Genomic DNA, 17,212 nt, shown 5'->3' with positions numbered 1-17,212 from the left:
GCGGGCGTGGGTCGGCATCGCGGCCGGTTTGGCCGCGGGTGCGCTCTGGGGGCTGACCTTCGTGGCGCCGCGCATGGTGGGCCACTTCGGCATGGTGGACATCACTGCCGCGCGCTTCGCCGTGTTCGGCGCCGTCTCGGCGCTGGCGGTGTTCGGGCGGCCGGCCGCCGTGCGCTGGCCTGACGGGCGGCAGGCGCTCGCGGCGCTGGGGCTCAGCGTGCTGGGCTTCACCGGCTACTACCTGCTGCTGGCCTTCGGCATCCAGGCAGCGGGCACCGAGGTGCCGAGCCTCATCATCGGCACGATCCCCGTCTGGATGATGCTGCTGGGCCGCCCGGCGGGCCTGCGCATGAGCGCTCTGCTGCCGGGGCTGCTGCTCACGGGCGCGGGCATCGCGCTGATGATCTACGGCGCATGGTCGGCGCAGCACGGTGCCGGGGGCGAGACCGGCGCCCGCTTCGGTTGGGGCATCGCGCTGGCGGTGGCCTCGATGGTGAGCTGGACCGTGTACGGTCTGCTCAACGCCGCCTGGCTGCAGCGTCACCCCGGCCTCAACGCGACCGACTGGGCCAACTGGCTCGGCGTTGCGACCGGCCTCGGCGCCTTGCTGCTGTGGGCCGTCGCGGGCAGCGACGTGGCCACGCTCCGGGTGCAGCCCGACGGCATGCTCTTCGTCTGGATCGCGCTGGCCAGCGGCTTCGGCTCCTCGTGGCTCGCGACCATTCTCTGGAACATCGCGAGCCAGCGGCTGTCGGCCAGCCTCTGCGGGCAGCTGATCGTCAGCGAGACGCTGTTCGCGCTCTTCTATTCCTTCGTCTGGGACGGCCGCTGGCCGCAGGCCACCGAGTGGGCCGCGGCGGCGTTGTTCGTGCTGGGCATCCTCGCATCCATCAAGGCGCACCGATGAGAATCGAAATCCCCGAAAAGAAGAAGCTGGTGTACGAGACGTCCATTCCCATCCGCTGGGGCGACATGGACGCCATGGGCCACCTGAACAACGGCACCTACTTCCGCTACCTCGAAACCGCGCGCATCGACTGGATGCACTCCATCGGCTTCGAGCCGCAGCCGAACGGCGAGGGCATGGTGATCGTCAACGCCTTCTGCAACTTCTACCGGCAGATCGAGTACCCGGGCAACGTGCTGCTCAAGATGTACGTGAGCGACCCGGGCCGCACCACCTTCGAGAGCTGGGCCACCATGGCCCGCGAGGCGGAGCCCGACGTGATCTGCGCGGCCGGCGGCGCGACAACGATCTGGGTCGACTTTCCGAAGCAGAAGGCGCTGACCTTGCCGGACTGGCTGCGCGCGCTGGTGAGCGAGTGAACGGGCGAGTGAGCGGGCTGCAGGCACCGGTGAAGCGGAAGTTCGTGGCGCTCGCGCTCCTGGCGCTGTTCTGCACCGGTGTCCACGCCCAGGCCAGGCCCGGCAAGACCGAGTGCGCCGTCGACGAGCCATACCTGCGCGCCGGGCCGCTCGGCCAGGCCGGGTTCGAGCTCCCCGTGTTCAAGCGCTATTGCTATACCGACAAGTCGGGCAGCCACGTCCTGCTGCTCGGCGAGAAGCAGGACCGGCCATTTCCCGGGGAGCAGCTCTCCTCGGCCATACAGGCCTCGCTCTACAAGGTGGGCGGAGACAAGGCCTCGCTGACGCGGGAGTGGTCGATCCGCGATTTCGCCGGCAAGGACGAGGCCGGTGTCAATTTCCGATCGAAGCTCATCGAGCTTTCGGACATCGACGGTGACGGGCTGGTCGACCCGGTTCTCGTCTACCGCTTCTTCGACCCCGACGGTGCCGATCGCATCGACAACGACGACTTCGTGGGGCGCATCAAGATCATCGTGTTCCACCAGGGCAGGAAGGCGACGATACATGCCGTCACCGGCCATCTGGACGGCGATCGCAAGACCGTCGGCAATGACGGCTACTTCGCGCTGCCGAAGCCGGTGCAGCAGCACCTGGTGAAGAAGATGGCGGCGATGTACGCAGCCGGGCAGTTCGGTTTCGACAATTCCTACGGCTTCGTGCCGAAGAGGGAAACCGCCGGCCGCTGACGCTGCCGGCGCGGCTCGTTCAGGCCCGCTGCAGCACGATGCGCGCCTCGAAGCCCTGCGCCGCACCCGCCGGCGGCGACGACAGCTCGAGCTTCGCGCCGTGCTTCTCGACGATGGTGCCCACGATCGAGATGCCCAGGCCGTAGCCGGCGCGGTCGGAGCTGTGGCGCACGTGGCGTTCGCGCAGCGTGGTGAGCTGCTCGGGGGTGACGCCGGCGCCGGAGTCGCGCACGGCCAGCGTGCAGGGTTCCATCACCTCGATGACGACGCGACCGCCGCCGTAGCGCAGCGCGTTCTCCACCAGGTTGCGCAGCGCGATCGCGAGCGCATCGACGTCGCCCAGCGCCAGCGGCGCATTGCTGTCGGGCACCTTGAGCGCAAGGCGCTCGATGTTCTGCGGGTCTTGCCAGAAGTCCTGCGCCACGGTGCCGGCGAGCTGTACCAGGTCGACCTGCATCCGCGTGAGCGAGGCGCCCGATTCAGCGCGCGACAGCTGCAACAGCTTCTCGGTGCGGTGGCTCAGGGTGCGCAGCGCGTCCAGCGCGGCCTGCACGTCGTTGCGCCGCAGGTCGTGCTCGAGCGCGGTCTGCAGCCGCAGCCGGACGGCGGCGAGCGGCGTGCGAAGCTCGTGCGCGGCATTGGCCGCGAGGGCACGCTCCACGTCGAGCGAATGGGACAGCCGGTCGAGCAGCCTGTTGACGTGGTCGCCGACGATGCGCAGCTCCTTCGGCAGCCCCGGCAGGGTGATAGGGCTGAGGTCCGCGCCGCTGCGTTTCTCGATCTCGCCGGCCAGCTGCTGCAGCACCCGCAGTTCTGTACGCGCCACGTTGCGCAGTACCAGCGCGAGCAGCGGCAGCACCGCGCCGAGCGGAATGATCAGGCCGAAGAGCGTGCGGTTGAGCGCGCGCCGGCGCTCGTCGAGCGGGTCGGCCACCTGGAAGAACAGGCCCAGCGTCGGGTGGCGCACGGTGTAGATGCGCCAGGTCGGGTTGTTCGCGAAACCGGCGGCCAGTGGCACGTCGAAGGTGTCGGGCGGCGCTTCGGCGGAGCGCAGCAGCACGTGCTCGTGCAGGTCGACGATCTGGTAGATGACGGCGTCTTCCGAGAAGAGCTGCTTGGGCGCGATCAGCGGCTGGCGCGGCGGCTCCTCGCCCGGGTGCTGCAGCTTCTCGAGCTCCTGCACGGCCATCGCGAACATGCGGTGCGAGACCTCCACCAGTTCGTTGTCGAAGTTGTGGTTGATCTCGCGGTCCACGTACCAGACCACGGCGAACACGCACAGCAGCCATACCCCGCCGACCCACACGATCAGCGTGCGGGTCAGGCGTCCGGCGAGCGAATCGCGGCCGGCCGCGAAGCTGCTGGCGTTCAACGGGCGGGCCTCATTCGTCGTCGTCCGTGGAGAACGACAGCCGGTAGCCGAGGCCGCGCAGCGTCTGGATGTGGCTGCGGCCGAGCTTGCGCCGCAGGCGGCTGATGAAGACCTCGAGCGTGTTGCTGTCGGCCTCGTCGCCGAAGCCGTACAGCGCGTCGGCGAGGTTCTCGCGCGTGTGGATGCGCTCGGGCCGGGTGGCCATCACGCGCAGCAGCGCCCATTCCTTCTGCGTGAGGGTGATCGGCAAGCCGTTCCTGCGCACCATGTCGTGCGCCAGGTCGATCTCCAGAGTGCCGAGTTGCAGCACCGGCGAGCTGCTCGCGCTGCGACGGCGCTCGACGGCGCGCAGGCGCGCCAGCAGTTCGGCCGGGTCGTAGGGCTTGATGAGGTAGTCGTCGGCGCCGGCGTCCAGGCCGCGGATGCGGTCGGTGACCTGGTCGCGCGCGGTCAGCACGATGACGATGGGGCGCTCGGGCAGGGCGCGAACCTGCGGCAGCAGCGAGAGGCCGTCGCCGTCGCCCAGGTGCAGGTCGAGCAGTACTGCCGCGTACTGCACCGAGAGCAGGGCGCCGCGCGCGTCGGCGAGGCTCGGGGCCACGTCGACCACGAAGGCCTTGGCCAGAAGGTAGCTGCAGACGGCATCTGCCAATGCAGTGTCATCTTCGACCAGCAATATGCGCACGCCATGTCCTTCCAGGAAAAATCGAAGTCTAGCGCCACCGAGTTGCACCGGGCCTTTCAGTCAGGTTCGGTTCATCTTGCTTCAGGCTCGGTTCATTCCGCAAACGTAGGCTCGCGGCTGGTTTCCAGTCCTGCCTTCGTTCATGACACGCTTTCCCAATCTCCGTCTGGGGGTCTTCACCCTCGCTGCACTGATTGCATTGATGGCGTGGGACGCGACAGGCGCCGACCTGCTGCTGGCGCGCATGGCGGGCTCCCATCTCGGCTTTCCCCTGCGGGACAACCCCTTCATGGTCCACGTCATGCATGAGGGCGCGCGAAACCTCAGCTGGGCGCTGGTGATCCTGCTCTTCGCGGCGATCCGCTGGCCCTTCGGCCTGCTGCGCCGGCTCGACACGGGCGCCCGCGTGCAGCTGGCCCTGACCGTGCTGGGATCGGTGATCGCGGTCAGCATCCTCAAGCACGCGAGCCACACCAGCTGCCCCTGGGACCTGCAGGAGTTCGGCGGCGTGGCGCGCTACGTATCCCACTGGTCGTGGGGCATCGGCGACGGCGGTCCGGGCGGCTGCTTCCCGGCCGGCCATGCTTCCGCGGCTTTCGCCTACGTGGGCGGGTACTTCGTCCTGCGGCGGGTATCGTCCCGCGCCGCGGCAATCTGGCTGTGGACGGCCGTGGCGGCCGGGCTGGTGCTCGGCGTGGCGCAGCAGCTGCGCGGCGCGCACTACATGAGCCACACCCTGTGGACCGCCTGGGTCTGCTGGACGGTGGGCTTCGCCGTCGAGGTGGCCGTCTCGCGCTTCGGCTCGCACTCATCGAGGCCGGCGGTGCCCGCACATGCAGGGTCTTGATTTCGCGCTCTTTGGAATGATCAACGCGGGGCCCACGGTGCCGCCGTGGAGCTTGGGCTTCGCCGAGTTCTGCTCCGACCTGCTGCCGGCCCTGCTGACCCTGTCCATCGGCGTCTGCGCGCTGTTCAGCCGGCGCTGGCGCTACGCGCTCTTCACGGTGCTTCTGAGCGTTCTGGCCGCATGGCTGGTAGTGAACCTTATCCGTACGCTGGCGCCGATCCCCCGGCCCGCGTTCTACGGCCTTGGCATCCAGTGGGTGCCGCAGGGCGTGCGGCCGGGTTTCCCGAGCATGCATGCGGCCGGCACCTTCGCCGCGGCCTTCGCGCTCTGGTGCCTGCCTTCGCGCGTGCCCATGCTGGCGGCGCTGGTGGTGGCAGCCCTGGTGGCCTGGAGCCGCGTATACCTTGGTCTGCATTTCCCGTCCGACATCGTGGCGGCCACCATGCTGGGGGCGCTGGTGGCGATCCTGGTGGAGCGCGGAATCAGCCGTCCGCTGGGCCAGGCGGCGTCCGGCGCGATGGTTGCGCGGCGGCGTTCGGCGAGGCTGCGGCTGCGCAGGGCGAGTTTGAACACAGACTGAAGGGCCAATTCAGCCTCGCTTCAGGCGGGCTCGTTACATTCGCCCGATGTCTGTTTCGCGAATTGAGCCTGCACCTTTGGAGCGGGAGGGTTTTTCCGAGTCAAAAACGCCACAGTTGCCGCCTTCCGGCGCTCCGTGGACGCGGCTCGACCTCTGGTTGCAGCGGCCGCGCTCGGCCGCCATGGTCGTGCTCTGGCTCAGCCTCTATCTGGTGCTGACCACCAACTGGCCGTTGTGGAACGAGCTGGCCCGCATCGGCGGCGCGCCCAGCAGCTACATGTCCTCCGTCCTGTCCATGAGCCTGCTCACGCTGTGCGGCTCGGCCGCCATGTTGTCGTTCACCGCCTGGTCGCGCTGGATGAAACCGCTGTGGTTCCTGGTGGTGGTGGTGGCGGCCTCGGTCCAGCACTACATGCTCGAGTACCGCGTGGTGATGGACCCCACCATGATCGCCAACGTGCTGCAGACCGATCCGAACGAGGCGCGCGACCTGATGAGCTGGCGCATGGCCTTCAACATCGCGGTGGTCGTGCTGCCCGCGGCCTTGCTGCTGTGGCGGGTGCGCGTGATGCCGATGCGCTTCCTGCCCAAGCTGCTGCGCAACGTGGGCCTGCTGTTGCTGGCGTTGGTCGTGGCGGTGGGCACCATCGTGTCCATGAACCGCGAGCTGGCACCGCTGATGCGCAACAACGTCCACCTGCGCTACATGATGAACCCGATCGCCGCCCTCTACTCGACGGGGGCCGTGTTCATCAGGCCGCTGTTCAAGCACAGCGGCAAGCTGATCTCCATCACCGCCGGTACGACGCTTGGCGCGAGCTACGCCTCGCAGGCCAAGCCGCCGCTCTTCGTGGTGGTGGTGGGCGAGACGGCGCGGGCCGACCACTTCGCGCTCAACGGCTACGCACGCGACACCACGCCCGAACTGGCCAGGCGCGGCGTGCTGAGCTACCGCGAGGTGCGCTCCTGCGGCACCAACACCCTGGCTTCGGTGCCGTGCATGTTCTCGCCGCTGGGCAAGGAAGGCTACGAGTCGCGCAAGGACGATTACGAAACCCTGGTCGACGTGCTGCAGGCTGCCGGCCTTGCCGTGTTCTGGCTCGACAACCAGGCCGGCTGCAAGGGCGTCTGCGAGCGCATCCCGAACGCCTCCGCCTTCGACGGCCTCGACGCCGCCACCAAGAAGGCACTGTGCGACGGCGACGAGTGCCTCGACGACGTCATGCTCAAGGGCCTGGACGAGCGCATCGCCGCGCTGCCGGCCGAGCGCCGCGCCAAGGGCGTGGTGCTGGTGATGCACCAGATGGGCAGCCACGGCCCCGCGTACTACAAGCGCTCGGCGCCCGACGTGAAGCGCTTCCTGCCAGAGTGCAAGACCAATGCGCTGGCCGACTGCGCCCATGCCGAGCTGATGAACGTGTACGACAACTCGATCGCGCAGACCGACCGTTTCCTCGGCCAGACCATCGACTGGCTGAAGACCCAGTCGAAGCAGTACGACCCTGCGCTGCTGTACGTGAGCGACCATGGCGAGTCGCTGGGCGAATACGGCCTGTTCCTGCACGGCGTGCCGTACAGCTTCGCGCCCGACGCGCAGAAGCACGTGCCCATGGTCACCTGGTTCAGCGAAGGCATGAGCGAGCGCCGCAAGCTCTCGCGTTCGTGCATGGAGGCGGGGCTCGACGCGCCGCTCACGCACGACAACCTCTATCACACGGTGCTCGGCGTGATGGACGTGAGCACGCCGACCTACAAGCCTGCCCTGGACGCCCTCGCGTCCTGCCGGGCGAAGGGCTGAGACAGGCAGGCGGCGCTGCCTGCCTACTTCTTCTCGCGGGGCACGCGCCCCATGAGGAAGAACTCGTCGTTCGGCCGCATGCCGCTGAAGCTGGCCAGCCGGTTGCTCAGCCCGAAGAAGGCGGTGATGGCGGCGATGTCCCAGATGTCCTCGTCGTCGAAGCCGTGGGCGTGCAGCGGCGGGAAGTCGCTGTCGTCGATCTCGTGCGAGCGCAGGCAGACCTTCATCGCGAAGTCGAGCATCGCGCGCTGGCGCGGCGTGATGTCGGCCTTGCGATAGTTCACCGCCACCTGGTCGGCCACCAGCGGCTTCTTCTCGTAGATGCGCAGCAGCGCGCCGTGCGCCACCACGCAGTAGAGGCACTGGTTGGCGGCGCTGGTGGTGGTGACGATCATCTCGCGGTCGCCCTTGGTGAGCGAGCCTTCTTCCTTGAGCATGAGCGCGTCGTGGTACGCGAAGAAGGCGCGCCACTCGGCGGGGCGGCGCGCGAGGCCGAGGAACACGTTGGGCACGAAGCCGGCCTTTTCCTGCACGGCGAGGATCGCGGTGCGGATGTCCTCGGGCAGGTCTTTCAGCTCGGCGAGGGGATAGCGGTCTGCAGCCATGTCTGTCTCCGTTGTGGTTTGCCTTGACGGGGCCATCATAGGCAAGCCGCGCGGGAGACCGCGCAACCGCTTCCTTTCCTCGCTTACTTCAGCGCCTTGCCCTGGGTGGCGCCCAGCGGCGTGTGCAACTGCGAGCTCACCCACGAGCCGGTGTTGTCGTCGCGCCCCTGCAGCAGGTAGCGCGTGTCGACCTTGCCGTAGTTCTGCACCGCCAGCGCGGAGAACTTTCCGATGTCGGTCTTCGGATCGCGCAGGCGGTTGACGATCAGCACCTTCTTCGTATCGGCGAAGTCGGCCATCATGTTCTGGTCGCCTTCGCTGTCGCCGGCCACGAAGCTCGGACCGTAGCCGTACTTGCTGACCAGGAAGCGCCGGATGTTCTTCGTCTTGCCCGGGCCCTGCGTCTGGTCGTAGCCGCGGCGGAACTCGGGCTGGATCACGCCCTTGGCGTCGCGTTCCAGCTCCATAGCGAGCACGCGCTCGGGCGGGTTGTTGTAGCCGAAGGCCGGGTTCGACGAGATCTCCTTGATCACGTCGACGAAGGAGGCCGAGCACACCCACACGTCGAAGCCCGCGTTGCGGAAGGCGGCGTAGAGCTGCTGCATCTCGGGCTGCAGGCGAAGACCGTTCTTCCAGTTCACCGAGACCACGCCGGCGCGTCCCGGCAGGGCGGCGGGCGAAGTCCACTTGACCTTGGTCACGGGCTCCTTCAGCTGCCAGGCCACGGTGTCGGCGGTGAGCTTGCGCACCTGCGCCTCGGTCATGCCGGCGAAGAGGTAGGTGACCCACGGGTAGGCCGTGTCATGGTCGAAGGTGTCGCCGATGGCCTCGTAGAGGTAGCGCACCTTGGTGGTGAATGCACCGTAGTGCGGGCTCATCGCCACCACGGCCAGCGACTGGTCGCCCTTCAGGCCCTTGTAGTTCTGGTAGAGCCACGTGTAGCTCGCGACGATGTCGGGCACCACGGCGTCGATGTTCACCGGCTGGCCGGCCGCGTTGTTGTAAGCGGGCAGGAAGTCCTTCTTCGGGATGTTCCGGCGCAACGCCACTTCGAGTTGCGCGGGCGTGGCGCCGAAGACCAGGTTCTCCAGCTGGTAGATGAGCGCGGCTTCCTCGATGTCGAGGAAGACGCTGGTGTTGTCCCAGTCGAACACCACGTACGGCGGCTTCGCGGCGTCGTAGCCCGGGCTGCCCTTGCCGAGGCCGGCGATCAGGCCCTCGATCTGCGAGCGGTTGAAGGCGTCCCAGTTGCCGGGCGCGAGAACCGGGCCCTTCGCGGCCGACAGGCTGGCGCAGCCGGTTGCCGCGAGTGCCGCGGCCAGCGGCGTGAGGAGGACGAGGCGACGTTGCATTGCGTTTTTCCTTTTTGAGTGAATGCGGTGTGCGAAAAGTCATACGGAAAGTCGAGCGAAAGAGATCGGCGAGCGTACGAAGCGCTCGTGACAGTTCCGGCGTTGCCGACGGCGTTCAGCGCGAGATGGAAGGAGTCCGGCCCGGCTCGTCGAGCACCGCGAGGTCGCTCTCGTCCTTGAGCCCGACGCCCGTCAGCCCCCTGCGCAGGGACTCTCGCATCAGCCATGCCAGCTTGAACGCGGCCGCCTCGTAGGGCAGGCCCTCGGGGCGCACGTTCGAGATGCAGTTGCGCTCGGCGTCGTGCCGGCCGCGCTTGGGCGTGTGGGTCAGGTAGATGCCGAGGCTGTCGGGCGAGCTCAGGCCCGGGCGCTCGCCGATCAGCATGACCGACAACGCCGCGCCGAACAGCTCGCCCACTTCGTCGGCCAGCGCCACGCGCGCCTGCGTGGCGACGACCACCGGGGCGAAGCGGATGTCGGGCGGCAGGTGCGAGCGCAGCGCCGCCAGCAGGGGCACCGCGTGGCGGGCGACGGCCAGCGAGGAGAGCCCGTCGCCGATCACCACGCAGACGTCGCAGCCGTAGCGCCGCTCGCCGAGCAGACGGGTGGCGTAGTCCTCGTCGAGCTGGCGGCCGAGGTCGGGCCGGCGCAGGTATTCGGTGCGGTCCGCGGCACGGCTGCGCGCGCGGGCCACTTCCCAGTGCTGCGCGGCGAGCGCCGCCTCGAGCGCGTCCACGTCGAGCGCGGCATGGATCGCGTCGCGCGCCATCGCGTGCGCCCAGCCGAAGCGCAGTGTCTCGTCGGTGGGCATGCCCGAGCCGGCGCGGCCCAGCGCCAGCCGGGCGGGCGTGGCCGAGCGCCATTGAGCCCACGGGTTGGGGGTGACGGGCGATTCGTCGCTCATGGCGCGAGCGCGGAGAGCCCGCTCATGTCGGCCAGCAGCCGGTTGGAAGATGGCGGCGCCAGCCGGCCGGCCGCGTCGGTGATCTGCATGCGCTGCAGCCATGCCTCGAACTCGGGCGCGCGCTTCAGGCCCAGTGTTTCGCGCAGGAACAGCGCGTCGTGGAAGGAGGTGCTCTGGTAGTTGAGCATCACGTCGTCCGCCCCGGGAATGCCCATGATGAAGTTGATGCCCGCCGTGCCAAGCAGCACGAGCAGCGTGTCCATGTCGTCCTGGTCGGCCTCGGCGTGGTTGGTGTAGCAGACGTCGCAGCCGATGGGCAGGCCCAGCAGCTTGCCGCAGAAGTGGTCCTCGAGCCCGGCTCGGATGATCTGCTTGCCGTCGTACAGGTACTCCGGCCCGATGAAGCCGACGACGGTGTTGATCAGGAAGGGCTTGTAGCGTCGCGCCAGTGCATAGGCGCGCGCCTCGCAGGTCTGCTGGTCGACGCCGAAGTTGGCGTTGGCCGACAGCGCGCTGCCCTGGCCGGTCTCGAAGTACATGACGTTGTCGCCCACGGTGCCGCGCTTGAGCGACAGCGCGGCCGCGTAGGCCTCGTCGAGCAGCTCGGGCGTCACGCCGAAGGAGAGGTTCGCCTTCTCCGTGCCCGCGATCGACTGGAACACCAGGTCCACCGGCGCGCCGGCTTCCGCGAGCTTGAGTGTGTTGGTCACGTGCGTGAGCACGCAGCTCTGCGTGGGGATCTCGAAGCGCTGGATGACCTCGTCGAGCATGTGCAGCAGCCGGCCGAGCACGGGCATGCTGTCGGAGGCCGGGTTGAGGCCGATCACCGCGTCGCCCGCGCCGTAGAGCAGGCCGTCGAGCGTGGAGGCCGCCACGCCGCGCAGGTCGTCGGTCGGGTGGTTGGGTTGCAGGCGTACCGAGAGATGACCGGGCAGGCCGATGGTGTCGCGAAAGCGCGTGACCACGCTGCACTTCTTCGCGACCGACACCAGGTCCTGGTTGCGCATGAGCTTGGAAACGGCCGCGACCATCTCCGGCGTGAGGCCCGGTGCGAGCGCGCCCAGCGTCGCGGTGGTGGCAGCCCCGGACAGAAGCCAGTTGCGGAAGTCGCCGACCGTGAGATGCGACACCAGCGCGAAGGCCTGCGCGTCATGGCTGTCGATGATGAGGCGGGTGACGTTGTCGCTCTCGTAGGGAATCAGCGCTTCGGCGAGGAACTGCTTGAGCGGCGTTTCGGCCAGCACGTGCCGCGCGGCCATGCGCTGCTGCGCGGTGGCCGCGCCGATGCCCGCGAGGTAGTCGCCCGAACGGGCCGGGCTCGCGAAGGCCATGACCTGTCGCAGGTCCTCGAAGGCGAAGACCTGGCCGGCGATGGTGGTGCGGTAGAGCATCTTTCTGCGGGATCCGGTGTCAGGCGCCGGTGGTTTTGGAAGACAGCATCTCGTCGGGCGCCGCGGCACTGCGCTGCCCCGATGTCAGCAGGAAGTAGCCGTAGGCGGCGGCCATCAGCACGATGAAAAGCAGCGTGAGCATGCCGTTGAACCACACCATCGCACCCAGGCACACCACGCCGAGGCCGAGCGCGATGGCGGGGAACACGGGGTAGAAGGGCGCGCGGTATGTGCGCAGCAGGTCGGGCTCGCTGCGGCGCAGCTTGAAGAGCGCCGCCATCGAGATCAGGTACATCACGATGGCGCCGAGCACCGCCATGGTCACGATGTTGGCGGTGAGCGTCTGGCCGCCGAACTGCACCCACTCGTCGCTGAAGATGGCGATGACGCCGATCACGCCGCCGGCCAGCAGCGCGCGGTGCGGCGTGTCGAAGCGCGGGCTCAGGCCGGCGAAGTAGCGCGGCAGGTAGCCAGCGCGCGCCAGCGCGAAGATCTGCCGCGAGTAGCCCATGATGATCCCGTGGAACGAGGCGATCAGCCCGAAGAGGCCGATCCACACCAGCATGTGCAGCCAGCCGCTGTTGTCGCCCACCACCGCCTTCATGGCCTGCGGCAGCGGGTCGTTGATGTTGGCGAGCTTTCGCCAGTCGCCCACGCCGCCCGCGAAGATCATCACGCCGAAGGCCAGCACCACCAGCGTGACGATGCCCGTGGTGTAGGCGATGGGAATGGTGCGATGCGGATCGCGCGCCTCCTCGGCCGCCATGGCCGCGCCCTCGATCGCGAGGAAGAACCAGATCGCGAACGGAATCGACGCGAAGATGCCCGCGACCGCTGCGCCGTTCAGCACGCTGCCGCCGGCCCAGCCGTTGGCCACGAAGTTCGCCATGGTCCAGCCCGGCGTGACCACGCCCATGAACACCAGCAGCTCGACGATGGCCAGCACCGTCACGAAGAGTTCGAAGGCCGCGGCGATGCCCACGCCGATCCAGTTGAGCCCGATGAAGATCACGTACGCGCCGAGCGCGAACCACTTCGGGTTGATGCCCGGGAACTGCACGTTGAGATACGCGCCGATGGCCAGCGCGATGGCCGGCGGCGCGAACACGAATTCGATCAGCGTCGCGAAGCCCGCGACGAAGCCGCCGGTGGGCCCGAAGGCGCGTCGCGCGTAGGCAAAAGGACCACCCGCGTGCGGTATGGCGGTGGAGAGCTCGGTAAAGCTGAAGATGAAAGTGGTGTACATCGTGGCCACCAGCACCGTGGCGACCAGGAAGCCGAGCGTGCCGGCCGTGTTCCAGCCGTAGCTCCAACCAAAGTACTCACCCGAAATGACGAGGCCCACCGCGATGCCCCAGAGCTGGACTGGGCCGAGCACTTTCTTGAGATGGCCTGTGCCGGTATGGGCCGGCGACGCGCCCGAGCCGGCAGCGGTGGTGGAGTTCATTCGACTTCCTCTCTTCGTGAATGTTGACAGTGCACATTCGCCAAAGCAAGGGCCGTTCCAACAAGGCCGGCGGCGCATGGCGGGAGCGGCGTGGACCGCTGGCCATAATCGGGGTCTCCCAACCTTCGAGGTGTTCTGTGAAGTCTCTTTTCTGTGCCGCTCTCGTGTCCGTCCTTGCAATGCCCGCCGCGTTCGCGCAGTCCGCGCCCGTGACCACGTCCAGCGGCCTGATCTACCAGTCGCTCAAGGAAGGCACCGGCGCCTCGCCCGCGGCCACCGACGTGGTCAAGGTGCACTACCGCGGCACCTTCCCCGACAGCGGCAAGGAATTCGACAGCTCCTACAAGCGCGGCGAGCCCACCGAGTTCCCGCTCAATGGCGTGATCCCGTGCTGGACCGAGGGCGTGCAGAAGATGAAGCCGGGCGGCAAGGCCAAGCTGACCTGCCCGCCGTCGATTGCCTACGGTTCGCGCGGCGCGGGCGGCGTGATTCCGCCGAACGCCACGCTGAACTTCGAGGTCGAGCTGATCTCGGTCACGAAGCGCTGATCGTCAGATCTGCGCCATGCCGCCGTCGACGAACAGCTCGACGCCGTTCACGAAGCTGCTGTCGTCGGAGGCCAGGAACACCACGGCCTTGGCGATTTCGTCGGGCGTGCCGACCCGGCCGAGCGGGATGTTCTGGGCCTGTCCCTCGATGAAACCCTGCACCTGTTCCGCCGTGAGGCCCAGCAGGTCGTAGGCAGGGGTCGGCACCACGCCGGGGCTCACGGCGTTCACGCGGATGCCGGCGTCCTTCAGGTCCACCGTCCAGCTGCGCGCGAAGCTTCGCACCGCCGCCTTGGTGGCGCTGTAGACGCTGAAGGCCGGATTGCCCTTGATGCTGGTGATCGAGGCGTTGAGGACAATCGATGAGCCCTTGGGCATCAGCGGCAGCGCCTTCTGTACCGTGAAGAGCAGGCCGCGCACATTGGTGCCGAAGATCTTGTCGAAGTGCTCCTCGGTAATCTGCCCCAGCGGCAGCAGGCTGCCGCCGCCCGCGTTGGCGAACAGCACGTCGAGGCGGCCTTTTTCCTGCTTGATGGTGGCGTAGAGCCGGTCGAGGTCTTCGAGCTTCGACACGTCGCCGAGCACGCCTGTCACGTTGCGCCCGATGGCTTTCACTGCCGCGTCGAGTTCGGCCTGGCGGCGGCCGGTGATGAACACGTGCGCGCCTTCGGCCGCGAAGCGTTGAGCGGTGGCCAGGCCGATGCCGCTGGTGCCGCCGGTGACGAGGGCGATCTTGTCGTCGAGCTTGAGGGTCATGACTACTTCCTTGGTTGTTGCTGCAATGCAGCGTTGTCGGTGGGAGGAAGTTTGGGCACGACCCTCGCGCGGACCAAGATGACGCGCGGGATTTGTCTATTCACGAATCACCAACAATCCGGCAACGGGCCGGATCGCCGCCACGCGTGTTTGCCCGTGGCGTATCCGATCAGCCGGCACCTGCGCGCCAGGCTGGGTTTCAGCCTGGCTGGTACTGGTACAGCCAGGTCTCGGTGAGCGTCTGATCGCCGTTCTTCAGGTACAGGCGCATGTCGATCGGCTCGTTGCCTTCGGGCGTGAAGTCGAACTGCGCGCGCCAGTGGCCGGGCACGCCGTTGGGCACGGCCTCGGCGAAGACGTACGAGAACTTGCCCCGTGCCGCCGTCAGCACCACCTCGGGCTTCACGCCGAAGGGCACGGTCGTCAGCGGCTGGCCGATGAACTCCACCATGAACTTGCGCACGCCCTGCGGACGCGGCTGGCCCGGCTGGCCGCCGCGGCCGATGCGCGTGGCCACGCAGCGCGCGAGCGGCGACGGAAAGGGCTCCTGGTCGGTCCAGTGCAGCCGGTACTGCAGGCTGTAGCTGGCCCCCGCCTTCGCGTCGGCCTTGGGCACCCAGAAGGCGACGATGTTGTCGTGGATCTCGTCGTCGGTCGGAATCTCGATGAGCTGCACCGAGCCCTCGCCCCAGTCGCCCAGCGGCTCGATCCACAGGCTCGGGCGCTTCTCGTAGTTCACGCCGTCCTGGTAGTGGTCGAAGGCGCGGTCGCGCTGCAGCAGGCCGAAGCCGCGCGGCTTGGTGTCGGCGAAGGCCGAGGCGCGCGTCTGCGTCGGGTTGTTCAGCGGGCGCCAGATGCGTTCGCCTGCGCCGTTCCAGATGGCGAGGCCGTCGGAGTCGTGCACCTCGGGGCGCCAGTCGATGGCGGTGGGCTTGATGGTTTCCGAGTACCAGTACATCGACGTGAGCGGCACCAGGCCCAGGCGGGCCACGTCCTTGCGCACGAAGATGCGCGCGTCGATGTCCATGATGACGGCCTTGGTGCGCTGCATGACGAACTTGAACACGCCCGTCACGCTCGGCCCTTCGAGCAGCGCGTAGACCGTCATCGAGGTCGTGTTGTTGGCGGCCGGCGTCTCGAAGTAGAAGCGCGTGAAGTTCGGGAACTCCTCGGGCCTGTCGGGCACCGCCACGTCGAGCGCGATGCCGCGCGCCGACAGGCCGTACTGGTAGAGCTCGCCGATGGCGCGGAAGTACGAGGCGCCGAGGAAGGCGACCCAGTCGTTCTTCTGCCAGTCGAGCTTGCCCTGGTCGCCGAGGCGGCTTTCCTGCAGGCGGAAGCCGGCGAAGCCCGCACCCGGCGGCAGCGAACGTGCGGGGCTGTCGGGCGGCATCGAGAAGTACGAGGGGCTGTAGAGCACCTCGCGCGCGAACGCGTCGCCGTCGGTGTTCTCGAGCACGTTCATGCGCACCGGCGTCTGGAAGAAGCGGCCGAGGTGGAAGAAGGTGACGGGGAAGGCGCCCGGGCCGTCGCGGAAGAGCGCGTTGGCGGGGTCGAACCTGATCTTGCCGTGCGCGTCGTAGTCGATGCGGTCGAGCACCTCGGGTGCCAGCGGCGCGGCGGCCGCGTACGGCTTCGCGGCGAGGGACTTCGCCTGCGCGACCAGCGCGTCGAAGGAGAAGGGCGTGGGCTGGCTCAGCTGGAGACCGTTGGCGGCCAGTGCCTCTTCGGGCAGTCCGAGGGCGGCGAGTGCGGCAGCGGCACCACCGGCGGCAAGGAAGGATCGGCGATCAAGCATGTGGTTCTTGAGGGTTGCGAATCTTTGGGGAAGAGGGGAAAGAAAGAAGATCAGGCGGAAGGCGGGAACGATAGAGCATTCTCCGCCCCATCCCCGCCCGATGACCTGGAACACCCCCGAGCTTGACCCGGCCCGGCCGCCTGGCGCGTCAGCCAATCCGCGCAGCGCAGGCCGGACAAAGCCGGCAATCCGCCATGTCGCCGGAAAATTGTGCGTTTATGTATCGGCGGCGGCTTCGTCCGTCGCCGTCAGCGCATAGAGCGCATACAGCGGCACGCCGAGGAACAGCATGACCATCGGTGCGAACAGCGTGTAGGGCAGGCCGATGCCTTCCAGCACGCGGTAGGTGCCGCTCAGCTGCAGGCGCGGATGGGGCTGCGTCAGCTCGGCCGCGCGGCGGATGCCCCACTTGAATTCGGCGCCGGTCACGCGCACGGACGGATGCTGCTTTCCGCGCCCCACCGCGAGCCAGCACATGGCGTCGAAGGCCAGCACGGAGCCTGCGGGCGCGCGCTCGCCGAAGGTGGCTAGCACCGCCTGCACCTGCTCGGGCTCCAGGTACATCAGCACGCCCTCGGTGAACAGGAACACCGGCTGGGCGTTGCGCTTGCGCGGCAGGCCCAGTTGCTCCCACCAGCCGGGGGACGTGAGGTCGAGTTCGCGCACGTCGTGGCGCTCGTTGGTCTCGGGGATCAGCTGGCGGCGCAGTTCGAGCACTTCGGGCAGGTCGGCGTCGGTCATGCGCGACTTGTCGTCGTCCAGCCACTGGAAGTAGTGGCTCAGGCCGCAGCCCATGTTCACCACGCGCGCACCGGGGTGCAGCTTGAGGAAGTCCTGCGCCAGGCTGCGGAAGCGCCGCGTGCGCGAGAGGATGCTGTAGATGGTGGCCCGGTCTTCCGGCAGCGCATGGCCGTCGTCGCGGATCTGCTCGAGGATGCCCGCGGCGTATGCGTCGCGCACCGCCAACTGCGGGAACATGGCGTCGCCCGAGGCCCGTGCGGCCAGGGGAATCCGCAAGGTGGACGGGACTGCCGACAGCCGGCGTACGGATTTGCTGGTGGTCATGAATGCTGGA

General features: G+C 68.1%; 17 protein-coding genes. 7 read left to right on the top strand and 10 right to left on the bottom strand.

The annotated features are described in order from the left end of the window. The first annotated feature begins 16 nt into the window (after positions 1–16). The 3 genes from BMY35_RS16540 to BMY35_RS16530 are packed head-to-tail and all read left to right on the top strand — an operon-like array spanning position 17 to position 2,054. Positions 17–907, top strand: a complete 891-nt coding sequence (locus BMY35_RS16540; RefSeq protein WP_256228682.1) for a DMT family transporter — start codon at positions 17–19, stop codon at positions 905–907. Further along, positions 904–1,326, top strand: a complete 423-nt coding sequence (locus tag BMY35_RS16535; RefSeq protein ID WP_093201030.1) for an acyl-CoA thioesterase — start codon at positions 904–906, stop codon at positions 1,324–1,326. Before BMY35_RS16540 ends, BMY35_RS16535 begins: the two co-directional genes overlap by 4 nt. Positions 1,327–1,355: 29 nt before the next feature. Further along, on the top strand, positions 1,356–2,054 hold the full coding sequence (locus BMY35_RS16530; protein WP_143080695.1) for a M949_RS01915 family surface polysaccharide biosynthesis protein: 699 nt from the start codon (positions 1,356–1,358) through the stop codon (positions 2,052–2,054). A gap of 19 nt (positions 2,055–2,073) precedes the next feature. On the opposite strand, the gene BMY35_RS16525 is transcribed toward BMY35_RS16530, so the two are convergent. Together BMY35_RS16525 and BMY35_RS16520 are read right to left on the bottom strand one after the other, a co-directional pair. Next, the gene (locus BMY35_RS16525) at positions 2,074–3,426 is read right to left on the bottom strand and encodes a sensor histidine kinase (RefSeq protein ID WP_093201024.1); all 1,353 of its coding nucleotides are present in this window, start codon (positions 3,424–3,426) and stop codon (positions 2,074–2,076) included. A 10-nt stretch (positions 3,427–3,436) separates the two neighbouring features. Then, positions 3,437–4,111: a response regulator gene (locus BMY35_RS16520; RefSeq protein ID WP_093201022.1), complete on the bottom strand. Its 675-nt coding sequence runs from the start codon at positions 4,109–4,111 to the stop codon at positions 3,437–3,439. Between the two features lie 142 nt (positions 4,112–4,253). On the opposite strand from BMY35_RS16520, the gene BMY35_RS16515 reads away from it, so the two are divergent. From BMY35_RS16515 to BMY35_RS16505, 3 genes are read left to right on the top strand one after another with little or no spacing between them, the layout of a single operon-like run. Beyond that, positions 4,254–4,958: a phosphatase PAP2 family protein gene (locus BMY35_RS16515; protein WP_093201019.1), complete on the top strand. Its 705-nt coding sequence runs from the start codon at positions 4,254–4,256 to the stop codon at positions 4,956–4,958. Further along, positions 4,945–5,538: a phosphatase PAP2 family protein gene (locus tag BMY35_RS16510; protein WP_093201017.1), complete on the top strand. Its 594-nt coding sequence runs from the start codon at positions 4,945–4,947 to the stop codon at positions 5,536–5,538. Before BMY35_RS16515 ends, BMY35_RS16510 begins: the two co-directional genes overlap by 14 nt. Positions 5,539–5,584: 46 nt before the next feature. Next, a complete protein-coding gene (locus BMY35_RS16505; RefSeq protein ID WP_093201014.1) occupies positions 5,585–7,336 on the top strand; it encodes a phosphoethanolamine transferase in 1,752 nt (583 codons plus the stop codon). A gap of 23 nt (positions 7,337–7,359) precedes the next feature. Here the strand turns inward: BMY35_RS16505 and BMY35_RS16500 are convergent, their stop codons facing one another. From BMY35_RS16500 to eat, 5 genes are all read right to left on the bottom strand, one after another. Further along, on the bottom strand, positions 7,360–7,941 hold the full coding sequence (locus BMY35_RS16500) for a peroxidase-related enzyme (protein ID WP_093201011.1): 582 nt from the start codon (positions 7,939–7,941) through the stop codon (positions 7,360–7,362). Positions 7,942–8,024: 83 nt separating this feature from the next. Continuing rightward, complete coding sequence (locus tag BMY35_RS16495) at positions 8,025–9,293, bottom strand: HAD family hydrolase (protein ID WP_093201009.1); 1,269 nt, start codon at positions 9,291–9,293, stop codon at positions 8,025–8,027. A gap of 115 nt (positions 9,294–9,408) precedes the next feature. After that, on the bottom strand, positions 9,409–10,197 hold the full coding sequence (eutC, locus tag BMY35_RS16490) for an ethanolamine ammonia-lyase subunit EutC (protein WP_093201006.1): 789 nt from the start codon (positions 10,195–10,197) through the stop codon (positions 9,409–9,411). Next, positions 10,194–11,588 (bottom strand): ethanolamine ammonia-lyase subunit EutB, encoded by a 1,395-nt coding sequence (locus BMY35_RS16485; protein WP_093201004.1) that lies wholly within the window; start codon positions 11,586–11,588, stop codon positions 10,194–10,196. The genes eutC and BMY35_RS16485 overlap by 4 nt, the downstream gene beginning before the upstream one ends. A gap of 19 nt (positions 11,589–11,607) precedes the next feature. Next, on the bottom strand, positions 11,608–13,035 hold the full coding sequence (gene eat, locus BMY35_RS16480) for an ethanolamine permease (RefSeq protein WP_093201001.1): 1,428 nt from the start codon (positions 13,033–13,035) through the stop codon (positions 11,608–11,610). 179 nt (positions 13,036–13,214) lie between these two features. Here eat and BMY35_RS16475 point away from each other — a divergent pair, with 179 nt between their 5' ends. Next, positions 13,215–13,583 carry an FKBP-type peptidyl-prolyl cis-trans isomerase gene (locus tag BMY35_RS16475; RefSeq protein WP_176947602.1) on the top strand — a complete coding sequence of 123 codons (369 nt, stop codon included), beginning with the start codon at positions 13,215–13,217 and terminating at the stop codon, positions 13,581–13,583. 3 nt (positions 13,584–13,586) lie between these two features. On the opposite strand, the gene BMY35_RS16470 is transcribed toward BMY35_RS16475, so the two are convergent. The 3 genes from BMY35_RS16470 to BMY35_RS16460 all read right to left on the bottom strand — a co-directional run bounded on the left by BMY35_RS16470 (position 13,587) and on the right by BMY35_RS16460 (position 17,202). Next, positions 13,587–14,339 carry a glucose 1-dehydrogenase gene (locus tag BMY35_RS16470; protein ID WP_093200996.1) on the bottom strand — a complete coding sequence of 251 codons (753 nt, stop codon included), beginning with the start codon at positions 14,337–14,339 and terminating at the stop codon, positions 13,587–13,589. 199 nt (positions 14,340–14,538) lie between these two features. Further along, positions 14,539–16,137 (bottom strand): OpgD/OpgG family glucan biosynthesis protein, encoded by a 1,599-nt coding sequence (locus tag BMY35_RS16465; protein ID WP_093200993.1) that lies wholly within the window; start codon positions 16,135–16,137, stop codon positions 14,539–14,541. A 216-nt stretch (positions 16,138–16,353) separates the two neighbouring features. After that, positions 16,354–17,202 carry a class I SAM-dependent methyltransferase gene (locus BMY35_RS16460; protein WP_093200991.1) on the bottom strand — a complete coding sequence of 283 codons (849 nt, stop codon included), beginning with the start codon at positions 17,200–17,202 and terminating at the stop codon, positions 16,354–16,356. Positions 17,203–17,212 lie beyond the last annotated feature (10 nt).

The organism is Variovorax sp. YR750 (assembly GCF_900109805.1).
Taxonomy (GTDB): domain Bacteria; phylum Pseudomonadota; class Gammaproteobacteria; order Burkholderiales; family Burkholderiaceae_C; genus Variovorax; species Variovorax gossypii.
This window is presented reverse-complemented; position numbering and strand designations above follow the sequence as displayed.

What these genes read in the sequence shown, in the direction of transcription:
- BMY35_RS16535 (WP_093201030.1), top strand. Translation starts at nt 904, where the DNA reads ATGAGAATCGAAATCCCCGAAAAGAAGAAGCTGGTGTACGAGACGTCC.
- BMY35_RS16515 (WP_093201019.1), top strand. Translation starts at nt 4,254, where the DNA reads ATGACACGCTTTCCCAATCTCCGTCTGGGGGTCTTCACCCTCGCTGCA.
- BMY35_RS16510 (WP_093201017.1), top strand. Translation starts at nt 4,945, where the DNA reads ATGCAGGGTCTTGATTTCGCGCTCTTTGGAATGATCAACGCGGGGCCC.
- BMY35_RS16505 (WP_093201014.1), top strand. Translation starts at nt 5,585, where the DNA reads ATGTCTGTTTCGCGAATTGAGCCTGCACCTTTGGAGCGGGAGGGTTTT.
- BMY35_RS16500 (WP_093201011.1), bottom strand. Translation starts at nt 7,941, where the DNA reads ATGGCTGCAGACCGCTATCCCCTCGCCGAGCTGAAAGACCTGCCCGAG.
- BMY35_RS16495 (WP_093201009.1), bottom strand. Translation starts at nt 9,293, where the DNA reads ATGCAACGTCGCCTCGTCCTCCTCACGCCGCTGGCCGCGGCACTCGCG.
- eutC (WP_093201006.1), bottom strand. Translation starts at nt 10,197, where the DNA reads ATGAGCGACGAATCGCCCGTCACCCCCAACCCGTGGGCTCAATGGCGC.
- BMY35_RS16485 (WP_093201004.1), bottom strand. Translation starts at nt 11,588, where the DNA reads ATGCTCTACCGCACCACCATCGCCGGCCAGGTCTTCGCCTTCGAGGAC.
- eat (WP_093201001.1), bottom strand. Translation starts at nt 13,035, where the DNA reads ATGAACTCCACCACCGCTGCCGGCTCGGGCGCGTCGCCGGCCCATACC.
- BMY35_RS16475 (WP_176947602.1), top strand. Translation starts at nt 13,215, where the DNA reads ATGCCCGCCGCGTTCGCGCAGTCCGCGCCCGTGACCACGTCCAGCGGC.
- BMY35_RS16470 (WP_093200996.1), bottom strand. Translation starts at nt 14,339, where the DNA reads ATGACCCTCAAGCTCGACGACAAGATCGCCCTCGTCACCGGCGGCACC.
- BMY35_RS16465 (WP_093200993.1), bottom strand. Translation starts at nt 16,137, where the DNA reads ATGCTTGATCGCCGATCCTTCCTTGCCGCCGGTGGTGCCGCTGCCGCA.
- BMY35_RS16460 (WP_093200991.1), bottom strand. Translation starts at nt 17,202, where the DNA reads ATGACCACCAGCAAATCCGTACGCCGGCTGTCGGCAGTCCCGTCCACC.